Consider the following 13,103-nt stretch of genomic DNA (forward strand, 5'->3'; position numbering starts at 1 on the left):
GCTCACAGGGCGCTGCTGGCAGCTGCACGGGAGCTGCTACAGCTGTCGCGCTTGTCCTGCACGACGCTGCTCTCCTTGGTTTGCTGCTCTTTGGTGTGTTGCTCTTCCACCAGGCTGGCGAGGCTTACCTTGGAGAGGTAATCGAAAATGGTGACGTTGAGGTTGGTCCACAAGTCGTGGGTCATGCAGCGCTGGCTGCCGCGGCAGTTCTCGCGCCCGCCGCACTGGGTGGCGTCCACCGGCTCGTCCACGGCGACGATGATGTCGGCCACGGAGATGTCGCAAATTTGTTTGGCTAGCGTGTAGCCGCCGCCGGGACCGCGCACGCTGTCTACCAGTTCGGCGCGTCTGAGCTTGCCGAACAGCTGCTCCAGGTAAGACAGCGAGATGCTCTGGCGCTCGCTGATGCCGGCCAGGGTGACCGGCCCGCCTCCCTCGCGCATCGCGAGATCGAGCATCGCGGTGACGGCAAAACGTCCTTTGGTGGTAAGGCGCATGATGTTCAGTTCCGGTGGGTGGTGGTTCTGCCTCAGATTATACCTAATATCCGACTAAAATAGTCAAGTATTTGGCGAGGCAAGCTAGCGCCGGAAGTCGCAAAGTTGAGCATTTTACTTGGTTTAAGCCATTAAAGGCTATGGATTTCTTACACCTGCGCGCCGGGTGCTGTGTAAAATCGCTGCAATATTTTCATGAGATCGCCCGCAAGGGCGCCGAGTGGCGGCGGGCGCAACCGGCCGGGCCGAGGAAGGCCGGGTTCGCCGCCATGCTTTCGTTCCTGCTCATTGGGATGAGGACATAAAAAGATGCATAAGGTTGTTATCAGCGGGACGGGCTTGTTCACCCCTCCCCACGCGGTCGGCAACGCCGAACTGGTCGAGGCGTTCAATGCCTACGTGCGCGAGCGCAACGAGGCCCGCGCGGCCGAAATCGCCGCCGGCGAAATGGAGCCGCTGGCCGAGTCCAGCGCCGAGTTCATCGAAAAGGCTTCCGGCATCAAGCAGCGCTTCCTGATGGACAAGAGCGGCGTGCTGGACCCGGCGAGAATGGCGCCCCATTTGCCCGAGCGCGGCAATGACGAGTTGTCAGTGCAGGCAGAAATGGCCGTGGCCGCCGCCAAGCAGGCGCTGGAGGCCGCCGGCCGCGCCGCCGCCGACATCGACATGGTGATCGTCGCCTGCTCCAATATGCAGCGCCCCTATCCGGCGATGGCGATCGAAGTGCAGCAGGCATTGGGAATCGATGGCTGCGCCTTCGACATGAACGTTGCCTGCTCGTCGGCGACGTTTGGCATCCAGACCGCGGTCAACGCGGTGGCCGCCGGCCAGGCGCGCGCGGTGCTGATGGTGAATCCGGAGATCTGTTCCGCCCACCTGAACTTCCGCGACCGCGACAGCCACTTCATCTTCGGCGACGCCTGCACCGCTGTGGTGCTGGAGCGCGCCGACGCGGCCATTTCGGCGCACCGCTTCGAGGTGTTGGGCTGCAAGCTGGCGACGGTGTTCTCCAACAACATCCGCAACAACTTCGGCTTCCTGAACCGTTGCGACGAGACCGGCATCGGCCAGCCCGACAAGCTGTTCGTCCAGCAGGGGCGCAAGGTGTTCAAAGAAGTGTGTCCGATGGTGGGCGAGCACATCGTCGGCCACCTGGGCAGCCTGGACATCGCGCCGGAAGGCGTGCGCCGCTTCTGGCTGCACCAGGCCAACCTGGCGATGAACCATCTGATCGCCCGCCGCGTGCTGGGCCGGGAGGCCGATACGGTGGAGGCACCGGTGATTTTGGACCGTTACGCCAACACCAGTTCCGCCGGTTCCATCATCGCCTTTCATCTTCATTCGCATGATTTGAACGTCGGCGATGTTGGCGTCATTTCGTCGTTTGGAGCCGGCTATTCCGTGGGTTCCGTCATATTGCGCCGGGTGTAGTTAACTTTCCGTTTACGAATTGTCATAGTCGGATTGCGCATGAAAAGCCAGAGGGCGCTTGTCAAAAGCGCCCTCTGTGAATAATGTATCCCCCACCAGCCGAAGCCTAGACATGCTCAGGTTGAATATCAGAAAAGACTAATTAGTCTGTACAAAGGAAGGGAAACATTATGCAAACTTTCAAGAAGTTGCTGCTTGCTGGCGCGATTGCTGGGGCTTCCGTGGCATCGCAGGCCGCGGGGACGTTGGTGTTTTGTTCCGAGGGCAGCCCGGCGGGCTTCGACCCGGGCCAGTACACCTCCGGCACCGACTTTGACGCTTCGGCCGAAACCGTGTTCAACCGCCTGGTGCAATTCCAGCGCGGCGGCACCAAGGTCATCCCGGGCCTGGCCGAGAAGTGGGATGTGTCTTCGGATGGATTGTCCTACACCTTCCATCTGCGCAAGGGCGTGAAGTTCCAGACCACCGACTACTTCAAGCCGACCCGCGAATTCAACGCCGACGACGTGGCCTTCACCTTCGACCGCATGCTCAACAAGAGCAATCCGTTCCGCAAGGCTTACCCGACCGAATTCCCTTACTTCACCGACATGGGCATGGACGCCAACATCGCCAAGGTGGAGAAGGTAGACCCGTACACCATCAAGTTCTCGCTGAAGAAGGTGGATGCCGCCTTCCTGCAGAACCTGGCGATGAGCTTCGCCTCGATTCAATCCGCCGAATACGCGGACAAGCTGCTGAAAGACGGCAAGCCGCAGCTGATCAACCAGCAGCCGGTGGGGACCGGCCCGTTCGTCTTCAAGCGCTACCAGAAGGACGCGCAGATCCGCTTCGCCGCCAACAAGGACTACTGGAACAAGGCTGATGGCCCGAAGGTGGACAACCTGGTGTTCGCCATCACCACCGACCCGTCGGTGCGCTACCAGAAGCTGAAGGCCGGCGAGTGCCAGATCACCACCTACCCGCGTCCGACCGACATCGCCGCGATGAAGGCCGATCCGAAGATGAGCGTGATGTCCCAGGCTGGCTTCAACCTGGGCTACCTGGCCTACAACGTCAAGCACAAGCCGCTGGACAAGCTGGAAGTGCGCCAGGCGCTGGACATGGCCATCAACAAGAAGGCCATCCTGCAGGCGGTATACCAGGGTGCCGGCCAGGCCGCGACCAACCCGATGCCGCCGACCCAGTGGTCGTACAACAAGAGCCTGAAGGACGCGCCGTACGACGTGGCCAAGGCCAAGGCGCTGCTGGCCAAGGCCGGCTACCCGAATGGCTTCGACATCTCGCTGTGGGCGATGCCGGTTCAGCGCCCGTACAACCCCAACGCAAAGTTGATGGCGGAAATGGTGCAGGCTGACTGGGCCAAGATCGGCGTCAAGGCCAAGATCACTTCCTACGAGTGGGGCGAGTACCTGAAGCGCGCCAAGGCCGGCGAGCACGACTCCATGCTGATCGGCTGGACCGGCGACAACGGCGATCCGGACAACTGGCTGGGCGTGCTGTTCGGCTGCGACGCGATGAACGGCAACAACTTCTCCAAGTTCTGCTACAAGCCGTTCGAAGACCTGATCCAGAAGGGCAAGGCCACTTCCAACGTCGCCGAGCGCACCAAGCTGTACATGAAGGCGCAGGAGATCGTGAAGCAGCAAGTGCCGATGACCACCATCGCCCACTCCACCGTCAATCAGCCGATGCTGAAGTCGGTGCAGGGCTTCAAGGTCAGCCCGTTCGGCCTGAACTCCTTCTACGGCGTCAGCGTCAAGTAAGCCTGGTTTCAAACCAGGCGTAACCGTAATCGGCGGCGGGGCGCAAGCTCCGTCCGCCTGGCGTAAGTGCCGTCGCATCCAGTCCTCCGGCAGAGAGGGCGGCCGCGGCGGCATGGCAGTGTCTGCACAGGAAAATGGTTAGAGATGGGACGATGGTCGGCCGGCGGTGACGGCGGTTTGACCTGCGTCAAGCGGGACGGGACAACGCGCTGGTATTGTCTCACCTGCCGCGACAGTGGATGCAGCTAATGCTGGTGGGTGGTTTAGTTGCCAGTCTGCTGTCCGGCACCCGGTTCTCTCTTTCGCGCCTTCTCGGCGCGTCTTGCGTTTCTACCTTTCCTGTACGGATTCCTTGCACGCGATGTCTAGGTCTGAGGACGCCGCGCCATGCGCGCGTCCGGGAGAGGTTTTCATGTTTTCATTCATCCTGCGAAGGCTGGGCCTGTTGGTGCCCACCTTCTTCGGCATCACGCTGCTGACTTTCGCGCTGATCCGCCTGATCCCCGGCGACCCGGTGGAAGTGATGGTGGGCGAGCGCACGCTCGATCCCCAGATGCATGCCGAAGCGCTGCACCGGCTGGGGTTGGACAAGCCGCTGTACGCCCAATACTTCGACTACGTTGTCAATCTGCTGCACGGCAACCTCGGCGAGTCGCTGGTCACCAAGACCAGCGTCTGGACCGAGTTCAAGACACTGTTCCCCGCCACGCTGGAACTGGCGCTGTCCGCGCTGCTGTTCGCCATGGTGTGGGGGCTGCTGGCCGGCGTGTTGGCCGCCATCAAGCGCGGTTCGATATTCGACCACGGCGTGATGGGCATTTCGCTGACCGGCTTCTCGATGCCCATCTTCTGGTGGGGCCTGATCCTGATCATGTTCTTCTCGGTCAAGCTGGGGTGGACGCCGGTGTCCGGCCGGATGGACCTGATGTTCGACATCCATCCCAAGACGGGCTTCATGCTGATAGACAGCTGGCTGGCCGAAGCGGCCGATCCCGAGGGCAACGCCGGCGCGTTCAAGAGCGCGCTGTCGCACCTGATTCTGCCGTCCATCGTGCTGGGCACCATCCCGCTGGCGGTGATCGCGCGGATGACCCGCTCGTCGATGCTGGAAGTGCTGCGCGAGGACTACGTCCGCACCGCGCGCGCCAAAGGCTTGTCGCCGGCCCGCGTCATCTTCATCCACACCCTGCGCAACGCGCTGATCCCGGTGCTGACGGTGATCGGCCTGCAGGTGGGCACGCTGATGGGCGGCGCGGTGCTGACCGAGACCATCTTCTCCTGGCCCGGCATCGGCAAATGGCTGATCGACGCCATCGCCCGCCGCGACTACCCGGTGGTGCAGAACGGCATCCTGATGGTGGCCACGCTGGTGATCGTCACCAACTTCGTCGTCGACATTCTGTACGGCATTGCCAATCCGCGCATCCGTCACGCCAAGTAAGCAGAGACGCAACATGAGCCAAACCAATCAAACCGCGGCCGCGCAGACGGCCGACCTGGCGCTGTCCTATCCGTCTCCGCTGAAGGAGTTCTGGCAGGGCTTTTCCCACAACAAGGGCGCGGTCGCCGGCCTGGTCTTCGTGCTGTTCATCGTCGCCTGTGCGCTGTTTGCGCCGCTGATCGCGCCGTACAGCCCGATCGAGCAGTACCGCGACCACATGCTGACGCCGCCGGCCTGGGAGGCCGCCGGCAGCGTCAAGTTCCTGTTCGGCACCGACGAATTGGGCCGCGACATCCTGTCGCGCCTGATCTACGGCGCGCGGCTGTCGCTGTTCATCGGCCTGATGTCGGTGCTGATGGCGCTGGTGCCGGGCGTGATCCTGGGCCTCTTGGCCGCCTTCTTCCCCAAGGCGCTGGGCGCGTCCATCATGCGCCTGATGGACATCATGATGGCGCTGCCGTCCTTGCTGCTGGCGGTGGCCATCATGGCCATCCTCGGGCCGGGCCTGACCAACGCGATGATCGCCATCGCCACCGTGTCGCTGCCGGCCTATGTGCGGCTGACGCGCGCTTCGGCGATGACCGAGCTGAACCGCGACTACGTGGTGGCGTCCCGCGTCGCCGGCGCAGGTCTGGGACGTCTGATGTTCGTCACCGTGCTGCCCAACTGCATGGCCCCGCTGATCGTGCACGCCACCATGAGCTTTTCCTCCGCCATCCTCGAGATCGCCGCGCTGGGCTTCCTGGGCCTGGGCGTGCAGCCGCCGACCGCCGAGTGGGGCACCATGCTGGCCTCGGCCCGCGACTACATCGAGAGCGCCTGGTGGGTGGTGACCCTGCCGGGTCTGACCATCTTGCTGTCGGTGCTGGCGATCAACCTGATGGGCGACGGCCTGCGCGACGCGCTGGACCCCAAGCTGAAGCGCGCCGCCTGAGGATAAGAACATGAGTCTGTTGCAAATCAAAAACCTGTCCGTGGAGTTTGGATCGGAGAAGAACCCGTTCCGCGCGGTGGAAGGGCTGGAGCTGAATGTCGCCCAGGGCGAGATCGTCGGCATCGTCGGCGAATCCGGCTCCGGCAAGTCGGTGACCATGATGGCGATGATGGGCTTGCTGGAAGGGCAGGGCCGCATCGTCGCCGACGAGCTGAGCTTCGACGGCAAGGACCTGCTGAGCATCTCGGCGCGCGGCCGCCGCAAGATCGTCGGCAAGGATATTTCGATGATTTTCCAGGATCCGATGACGGCGCTGAACCCCAGCTACACCGTCGGCTACCAGATCATGGAAGTGTTGAAGGTGCACCAGGGGCTGCGCGGCGCGGCCTTGAAGGCCCGCGCGCTGGAGCTGATGCAGTTGGTGGAGATTCCGGCCGCCGCGTCGCGGCTCGACGCCTACCCGCACCAGTTGTCGGGCGGCATGAGCCAGCGCGTCGCCATCGCCATGGCCATCGCCTGCAGTCCCAAGCTCTTGATTGCCGACGAGCCGACCACCGCGCTCGACGTGACCATCCAGGCTCAGATCATGGAGCTGCTGGTCAGTTTGCAGAAGAGCCAGAACATGGCGCTGATCCTGATCACCCACGACTTGGCCGTGGTGGCCGAGGTGGCGCAGCGGCTGGTGGTGATGTACGCCGGCCAGGTGGCCGAAATGGGCACGGTGCCGGAAATCTTCCGCCATCCCGCCCATCCGTACACCGAGGCGCTGCTGTCGTCGATTCCGGAGCACAGCAAGGGCGCGCGCCGGCTGGCCACGCTGCCGGGCATCGTGCCCGGCCAGTATGACCGCCCGAGCGGTTGCCTGCTGTCGCCGCGCTGCCCGTACGCGCAGGACAACTGCCGCGGCCAGCGGCCTGGATTGACTGCCCACGAGCATGGCGCGGTGCGTTGCCACTACCCGTTGCTGGCCAAGGAGAAGCAGCATGGCTAAGGTTTTGCAAGCGGGAGATCTGACCCGTTACTACGATGTGGCGCAGGGCCTGTTCAAGCCCAAGGCGCAGGTGAAGGCGCTGGCCGGGGTGTCGTTCGAGCTGGAGGCCGGCCGCACGCTGGCGGTGGTAGGCGAATCCGGCTGCGGCAAGAGCACGCTGGCGCGCCAGCTGACCTTGATCGAGCAGCCGACCTCCGGCTCGCTGATTCTGGACGGCCAGGATGCGGCCAAGGCCAGCGGCGCGGAGCTGAAGGCAATGCGGCGCAAGGTGCAGATGGTGTTCCAGAACCCGTACGGCTCCTTGAACCCGCGCCAGAAGATTGGCGACCAGCTGTCCGAGCCCTTGTTGATCAACACCGATCTGTCGGCGAAGGAGCGCGAAGAAAAGGTGCGGGCGATGATGGCCCGCGTGGGCCTGCGCCCGGAACACTATTTCCGCTACCCGCACATGTTCTCCGGCGGCCAGCGCCAGCGCATCGCCATCGCCCGCGCGATGATGCTGAACCCCAAGATCGTGGTGGCGGACGAGCCGACCTCGGCGCTCGACGTATCCATCCAGGCGCAGGTATTGAACCTGTTCATGGATCTGCAGGAGGAGTTCAACACCGCCTATGTGTTCATTTCCCACAATCTGGCGGTGGTGGAGCACGTCGCCGACGAGCTGATGGTGATGTATCTGGGCCGCGCGGTGGAGGTGGGCGCCAAGGATCGCGTCTATGAACGGCCGCTGCACCCGTACACCCAGGCGCTGTTGTCGGCGACGCCGTCCATCCATCCGGAAGATCGCCGCATCAAGATCAAGATCGAGGGCGAGCTGCCCAGCCCGCTGAATCCGCCGTCTGGCTGCGCCTTCCACAAGCGCTGCCCGCATGCCAACGAGCGCTGCAAGGCGGAGGTGCCGCAGCTGCGCGAGCTGGACCAGCGCATGGTGGCTTGCCACCGTGCCGAAGAGATCAACGGCTGAGACCAAATCGGCATCGCAGGGCCCGCGGCGCAAAGCGCCGCGGGCCTTTTTCGTTTCATTGCCATTCAAGCCCGGCGTACACTGGCCTTCCCATCACTGAACGGAGGCTTGCCATGCATGTGTATCCGTATCTGAATTTCAACGACGGCCGCGCCGAGGCGGCGCTGAACTTCTATCGCGAGGCCCTGAACGGCGAAATCGCCATCCTGATGCGCTATGCCGACGCGCCCAAGGACGTGCCGTCCATGGGCGACATCGATCCGAACTGGATCATGCATGCGCGGCTGGCGTTCGGTGCCAATGCGCTGATGATTTCGGATACCGACAGGCCGGCGTCGCCCAGCCAGCAGATTTCGCTGTCCATCAACCTGGACGGCGATACCGCGACGGCGGAGAAGGTTTTCGCCGCGCTGAGCCAAGGCGGCCAGGTGACGTTGCCGCTGCACAAGACATTCTGGAACGCGCTTTTCGGCTGCTTTAGTGATAAATTCGGCGTCAGCTGGATGATCAACTGTCAGTTGTGACCGTTTCTTGACAGCCTGCGCGGCGCGGCGTTATTTTGCCGCGCCGCACAAAAAATTCTTTACCACCCCTCTCAACGCAAGATACAGTCGTCATGGAAAACACAATCAAAGCCAAAGGGAAACGTCAATTGAAACGAGCCGTCTATGCCGGCAGCTTTGATCCGGTCACCAACGGCCACTTGTGGATGATACGCGAGGCGGTGGAGCTGTTCGACGAACTGATCGTCGCCGTGGGCGTGAATCCGGACAAGCACTGCACCTTCAGCGCCGAGGAAAGGGTGGCGCTGCTGCGCGAAGTGACCACGGGTTTCAGCAAGCTGCGGGTCGAGGTATTCGAAAATCAGTTCTTGGTGAATTACGCGCAGAGCGTCGGCGCCAACTACATCGTGCGCGGCATCCGAACCGCCAGCGACTACGAGTATGAGCGCACGATGCGCTACATCAATTCCGATCTGCATCCGGACATCACCACGCTGTTCCTGCTGCCGCCGCGCGAATACGCCGAGGTGTCGTCGACGATGGTCAAGGGCCTGATCGGCCCCCGCGGCTGGGAGAGCGTGATTCGCCAGTACCTGCCGGAGCCGGTCTATCTCAAGATGCTGTCGATGTACTCCGAGCAATAGCGCCTTATAATGCCGGTTTGAACACCGTGTCGCGCCAGCCTAGGCTGGCGCGTTTGTTTTGCAGCAATCGAGGATACGCCATGCAGGACGTCAGCGCCTTCACCAACCGTCTGGCCAAGAACTACAAGCATTACGCCAAATGGGCGCGCCGGCAGGGGCTGGGCGCCTGGCGCGTCTACGACAAGGACGTGCCGCAGTTCCCGTTCGCGCTGGACATCTATGGATCGCGCGTTCATCTGCAGGAGTACGACACCGGCTGGGAGATGGGCGACGACGAGTACCGCGGGTGGATAGACGCGGTGGTGGCGGCCATTGCGCAGGTGACCGGCATCCCGGCCGCCGCGGTCACGCTGAAGAACCGCCGCCGGCAGAAGGGCGTCAGCCAGTACGAGAAAGTGGGCGCGGAAGGTGAGGATTTCGTGGTCGAGGAGTTCGGCCAGCACTTCATCGTCAACCTGGACCAGTATCTGGACACCGGACTGTTTCTCGACCACCGCAACACCCGCAAGCGGGTGCGCGAAGAGGCGGCCGGCAAGCGTTTCCTCAATCTGTTCGCCTATACCGGCAGCTTCACTGTCTATGCAGGCGCCGGCGGCGCGGTTGCCTCGGAGACGGTGGACATGTCCAATACCTATCAGGATTGGTCGCGCCGGAACTTCGAGCTGAACGGGCTGGATCTCGGTAAGCACAAACTGGTGCGCGCCGACGTGTTCCAGTATCTGGAAGAGGCGGTGGACGCGGGCAAGCGCTTCGATCTGATCGTGATGGACCCGCCCACCTTCTCCAATTCCAAGAAGATGCGCGACATCCTGGATGTGCAGCGCGACCATGTCTGGCTGATCGACTACGCGATGGCGCTGCTGGCGCCGGGCGGCTGGCTGTACTTCTCCAACAATCTGCGAACTTTCCAGCTCGACGATCGTTTAAGCCAGGATTACCAGATTCAGGATGTCAGCGGGCAGTCGGTGCCGGAAGACTTCCGCAACCGTAAAATCCACCAGTGCTGGCGGATCAGCCGCGCCTGAGTCGGCATCTGATTGATTGTAAAAAGTTTTTACGCGAACTTTTTCGAAGTTTCTCCGCTCCCATGAGGAAGCGCGTTTCCGCATGGAGTCGCCGACCAGCCAGCCGGTGGCCTTCGTGCCGCCTCGCCGCGCAAGCGGCGGGATGTGGAGCGTCTCCATGCCTTCCTGCTTCATCGGTTTGTCTGCGTCGCGCAGCGGCGCGTTTTCGCTCGAAAACGACAATAGGACTACCGATGATCCAACTCGATTTCTACGGCACGCTGGTGGCCGCCTCGCTCGTTCTGCTGCTGGGCCGCAAACTGGTCGCCCATACCGGCGTGCTGCGCACCTATAACATTCCCGAGCCGGTGGCCGGCGGCCTGGTGGTCGCAGCCGCTTTGCTGACCTGGCGTCAGTTTTCCGGCATCGAAGTGCGCTTCGACGCTTCGCTGCAAACCCCGCTGATGCTGGCCTTCTTCGCCGCCATCGGCCTGACCGCCAATCTGGCTAGCCTGAAACAGGGCGGCAGGACGGTGGGCATCTTTCTCGGTGTGGTGGTGGGGCTGTTGCTGGTGCAGAACACGCTCGGCGTGGCGGTGGCCAGCGCGCTGGGTCTGGACCCGCTGATGGGCTTGCTGGCCGGCTCCATCACCTTGTCCGGCGGCCATGGCACCGGCGCAGCGTGGAGCGGCACCTTCGCCGACAAATACGGCCTGGCTTCCGCCGCCGAGCTGGCGATGGCTTGCGCCACCTTCGGCTTGGTGCTGGGCGGGCTGATCGGCGGCCCGGTGGCGCGCTTCCTGGTCAAGCGCGTCAAGGCGCCGGGAGCGGAGCACAATGCGGACCAGCCGCCGCGCGGTTTCGAGCAGCCGGACGCGCAGCGGCTGATCACGCCGCATTCCTTCATCGAGACGCTGGCTCTGATCGCCGTCTGTTTGCTGGGCGGCACCTTTATCGGCTCGCTGCTGAAAGGCACCGCGTTCGAACTGCCCACCTTTGTCTGCGTGCTGTTCGTCGGCGTGCTGATCAGCAATGGCCTGTCGGCGCTGGGCTGGTACCGGATTTTCGAGCGCGAGGTGTCGGTGGTGGGCAATGTCAGCCTGTCGCTGTTTCTGGCGCTGGCGCTGATGTCGCTGCGCTTGTGGGATCTGGCGGCGTTGGCGCTGCCTATCTTCTCCTTGTTATTGCTGCAGACGCTGGCGATGGCGCTGTACGCGGTGTTCGTCACTTTTCGCGTGATGGGGCGCAACTACGACGCAGCGGTGCTGGCCGCCGGCCATTGCGGTTTCGGCCTGGGCGCCACTCCCACCGCCATCGCCAATATGCAGGCGGTGACCGAGCGTTTCGGTCCGTCGCATCTGGCCTTTTTGGTGGTGCCGATGGTGGGGGCCTTCTTCATCGACATCGTCAACGCCATCGTGATCAAGCTCTACCTGGCATTGCCCTTCATCGGCTGAGCGGCTATCGGGCGGATTGAAAAATACAACCGGGGCGATGTCTTGCAATGGCATGGGCCCGCTCATATCTTGGTCTGAGACAGCCCGCCGCTTGGCGGGCCCAACGATTCACAGAAAGAGAGCCGCGATGTCCTATATCAACCTCACCGCCGACAACTTCAACGCCAGCATGAAGGAAGAAGGGCTGGTCATCCTGGACTTCTGGGCGCCCTGGTGCGGTCCCTGCAAGATGTTCGGCCCGGTGTTCGAAGCCGCTTCCGAAAAACACGGCGACATCGTGTTCGGCAAAATCGATACCGAGTCCGAGCGCGATCTGGCCGCCCACTTCAATATCCGCTCCATTCCGACGCTGATCGCGGTCAAGGATGGCGTGATGGTGTTCAATCAGGCCGGCGCGCTGATGGCCGGCCAGTTTGAACAGTTGATCCAGAGCCTGCGCGACCTGGAGATGGACAAGGTGCGAGCGGACATCGCCAGCCAGCCTGAATGACAGGGCGAGGGCGTGCGCCTTCGCGATATGAGACGATAGGGCAATGCATGGGCGCATTGCCCTATTCTTATATGAAGCGAGCGCCGAACCATCAGCCGGTTTGGCAAGGAGGATGCGATGAAACGCTGGGGAGTCATATTGATGTTGTGGGGGCAGGCGGTGCTGGCCGCATGTCCCGCCTTGCTGAACCATACCGTGCCGGGATTGATGGGCGGTCAGATCAACCTGTGCCAATACGCCGATCGGCCGTTGCTGGTGGTGAACACCGCCAGCCATTGCGGCTTCACGCCGCAATTCACCCAGCTGGAGTCTCTATATAAGCAGTACGGTCCGCGCGGCTTGATGGTGGTGGGTTTTCCCAGCAACGACTTTTTGCAGGAGCTGAGCAGCAACAGCGAGATCGGCGCCTTCTGCCAGGCCAATTACGGCGTGACCTTCCCGATGGCGGGCCAGGGGCATGTCAGAGGAGCGGATGCCCAGCCTGTGTTCAAGGACCTGATTGCCGCCACCGACGACGCGCCGATGTGGAACTTCCACAAGTACCTGGTCTTGCCCGGCGCCAGCAAGGTGATCAGCATCGGCACCCGCACCAAGCCGGACGCGCCGGAAGTGGTCAACGCCTTTTTGCCGTATTTGCAGCCGGAAGCGCAGGCTGCGGCCAAACCATAGCCAGGCCGCAGCCCCAGCGAAGCGCCGCTTTCAAGCGGCGTTTTGCGTTTTCATGAAAATCCTTCCTGGCGGCTTTTCTTGTAAATCAACGTCTTGTGCGTATCGGCTGAAGAAAGTTCATTTTTTCTCGCAAAAGGTGTTGACGGGTCAGGGGCCCGGGCGTATAGTTCGCCTCCTCAGCTGACGCAGCGAACGAAACAGCGGAAACGAAACGGTTCCGGTGATGACGACGCAGCGGCCAGCACTGCTCTTTAACAGAACGAATAACCGATAGGTGTAAGTGCTTGGCGAAAGCCGAACACTTGCACTGCA

13 protein-coding genes are annotated in these 13,103 nt (G+C 62.5%); 12 read left to right on the forward strand and 1 reads right to left on the reverse strand.

Features of this window, described 5'->3' with window-relative positions; translation table 11 throughout:
• Positions 1-2: 2 nt before the first annotated feature.
• The gene (gene iscR / locus VA599_RS15555) at positions 3-497 is read right to left on the reverse strand and encodes a Fe-S cluster assembly transcriptional regulator IscR (protein WP_046155338.1); all 495 of its coding nucleotides are present in this window, start codon (positions 495-497) and stop codon (positions 3-5) included.
• Between the two features lie 309 nt (positions 498-806).
• Here iscR and VA599_RS15560 point away from each other — a divergent pair, with 309 nt between their 5' ends.
• From VA599_RS15560 to VA599_RS15615, 12 genes are all read left to right on the forward strand, one after another.
• The gene (locus VA599_RS15560; protein WP_346789402.1) at positions 807-1,928 is read left to right on the forward strand and encodes a beta-ketoacyl-ACP synthase III; all 1,122 of its coding nucleotides are present in this window, start codon (positions 807-809) and stop codon (positions 1,926-1,928) included.
• Between the two features lie 170 nt (positions 1,929-2,098).
• A complete protein-coding gene (locus VA599_RS15565) occupies positions 2,099-3,694 on the forward strand; it encodes an ABC transporter substrate-binding protein (protein ID WP_021478304.1) in 1,596 nt (531 codons plus the stop codon).
• Between the two features lie 412 nt (positions 3,695-4,106).
• A complete protein-coding gene (locus tag VA599_RS15570) occupies positions 4,107-5,135 on the forward strand; it encodes an ABC transporter permease subunit (RefSeq protein ID WP_021478305.1) in 1,029 nt (342 codons plus the stop codon).
• A 13-nt stretch (positions 5,136-5,148) separates the two neighbouring features.
• Positions 5,149-6,069, forward strand: a complete 921-nt coding sequence (locus VA599_RS15575) for an ABC transporter permease subunit (protein WP_021478306.1) — start codon at positions 5,149-5,151, stop codon at positions 6,067-6,069.
• Positions 6,070-6,079: 10 nt separating this feature from the next.
• A complete protein-coding gene (locus tag VA599_RS15580) occupies positions 6,080-7,060 on the forward strand; it encodes an ABC transporter ATP-binding protein (protein ID WP_346789405.1) in 981 nt (326 codons plus the stop codon).
• Positions 7,053-8,024 carry a peptide ABC transporter ATP-binding protein gene (locus VA599_RS15585; RefSeq protein WP_031296764.1) on the forward strand — a complete coding sequence of 324 codons (972 nt, stop codon included), beginning with the start codon at positions 7,053-7,055 and terminating at the stop codon, positions 8,022-8,024. Before VA599_RS15580 ends, VA599_RS15585 begins: the two co-directional genes overlap by 8 nt.
• A 113-nt stretch (positions 8,025-8,137) precedes the next feature.
• Positions 8,138-8,548: a VOC family protein gene (locus VA599_RS15590; protein WP_021478307.1), complete on the forward strand. Its 411-nt coding sequence runs from the start codon at positions 8,138-8,140 to the stop codon at positions 8,546-8,548.
• 92 nt (positions 8,549-8,640) lie between these two features.
• On the forward strand, positions 8,641-9,171 hold the full coding sequence (gene coaD, locus VA599_RS15595) for a pantetheine-phosphate adenylyltransferase (protein ID WP_043149269.1): 531 nt from the start codon (positions 8,641-8,643) through the stop codon (positions 9,169-9,171).
• Positions 9,172-9,251: 80 nt separating this feature from the next.
• Positions 9,252-10,196 carry a class I SAM-dependent methyltransferase gene (locus VA599_RS15600; protein ID WP_346789408.1) on the forward strand — a complete coding sequence of 315 codons (945 nt, stop codon included), beginning with the start codon at positions 9,252-9,254 and terminating at the stop codon, positions 10,194-10,196.
• Positions 10,197-10,429: 233 nt separating this feature from the next.
• The gene (gltS, locus tag VA599_RS15605; RefSeq protein WP_346789410.1) at positions 10,430-11,632 is read left to right on the forward strand and encodes a sodium/glutamate symporter; all 1,203 of its coding nucleotides are present in this window, start codon (positions 10,430-10,432) and stop codon (positions 11,630-11,632) included.
• 127 nt (positions 11,633-11,759) lie between these two features.
• Positions 11,760-12,122 carry a thioredoxin gene (gene trxA, locus VA599_RS15610; protein ID WP_346789412.1) on the forward strand — a complete coding sequence of 121 codons (363 nt, stop codon included), beginning with the start codon at positions 11,760-11,762 and terminating at the stop codon, positions 12,120-12,122.
• Positions 12,123-12,239: 117 nt separating this feature from the next.
• The gene (locus tag VA599_RS15615; RefSeq protein ID WP_346789413.1) at positions 12,240-12,791 is read left to right on the forward strand and encodes a glutathione peroxidase; all 552 of its coding nucleotides are present in this window, start codon (positions 12,240-12,242) and stop codon (positions 12,789-12,791) included.
• Positions 12,792-13,103 lie beyond the last annotated feature (312 nt).

This window comes from Chromobacterium indicum (assembly GCF_039708975.1).
GTDB lineage: Bacteria > Pseudomonadota > Gammaproteobacteria > Burkholderiales > Chromobacteriaceae > Chromobacterium > Chromobacterium piscinae.

What these genes read in the sequence shown, in the direction of transcription:
- iscR (WP_046155338.1), bottom strand. Translation starts at nt 497, where the DNA reads ATGCGCCTTACCACCAAAGGACGTTTTGCCGTCACCGCGATGCTCGAT.
- VA599_RS15560 (WP_346789402.1), top strand. Translation starts at nt 807, where the DNA reads ATGCATAAGGTTGTTATCAGCGGGACGGGCTTGTTCACCCCTCCCCAC.
- VA599_RS15565 (WP_021478304.1), top strand. Translation starts at nt 2,099, where the DNA reads ATGCAAACTTTCAAGAAGTTGCTGCTTGCTGGCGCGATTGCTGGGGCT.
- VA599_RS15570 (WP_021478305.1), top strand. Translation starts at nt 4,107, where the DNA reads ATGTTTTCATTCATCCTGCGAAGGCTGGGCCTGTTGGTGCCCACCTTC.
- VA599_RS15575 (WP_021478306.1), top strand. Translation starts at nt 5,149, where the DNA reads ATGAGCCAAACCAATCAAACCGCGGCCGCGCAGACGGCCGACCTGGCG.
- VA599_RS15580 (WP_346789405.1), top strand. Translation starts at nt 6,080, where the DNA reads ATGAGTCTGTTGCAAATCAAAAACCTGTCCGTGGAGTTTGGATCGGAG.
- VA599_RS15585 (WP_031296764.1), top strand. Translation starts at nt 7,053, where the DNA reads ATGGCTAAGGTTTTGCAAGCGGGAGATCTGACCCGTTACTACGATGTG.
- VA599_RS15590 (WP_021478307.1), top strand. Translation starts at nt 8,138, where the DNA reads ATGCATGTGTATCCGTATCTGAATTTCAACGACGGCCGCGCCGAGGCG.
- coaD (WP_043149269.1), top strand. Translation starts at nt 8,641, where the DNA reads ATGGAAAACACAATCAAAGCCAAAGGGAAACGTCAATTGAAACGAGCC.
- VA599_RS15600 (WP_346789408.1), top strand. Translation starts at nt 9,252, where the DNA reads ATGCAGGACGTCAGCGCCTTCACCAACCGTCTGGCCAAGAACTACAAG.
- gltS (WP_346789410.1), top strand. Translation starts at nt 10,430, where the DNA reads ATGATCCAACTCGATTTCTACGGCACGCTGGTGGCCGCCTCGCTCGTT.
- trxA (WP_346789412.1), top strand. Translation starts at nt 11,760, where the DNA reads ATGTCCTATATCAACCTCACCGCCGACAACTTCAACGCCAGCATGAAG.
- VA599_RS15615 (WP_346789413.1), top strand. Translation starts at nt 12,240, where the DNA reads ATGAAACGCTGGGGAGTCATATTGATGTTGTGGGGGCAGGCGGTGCTG.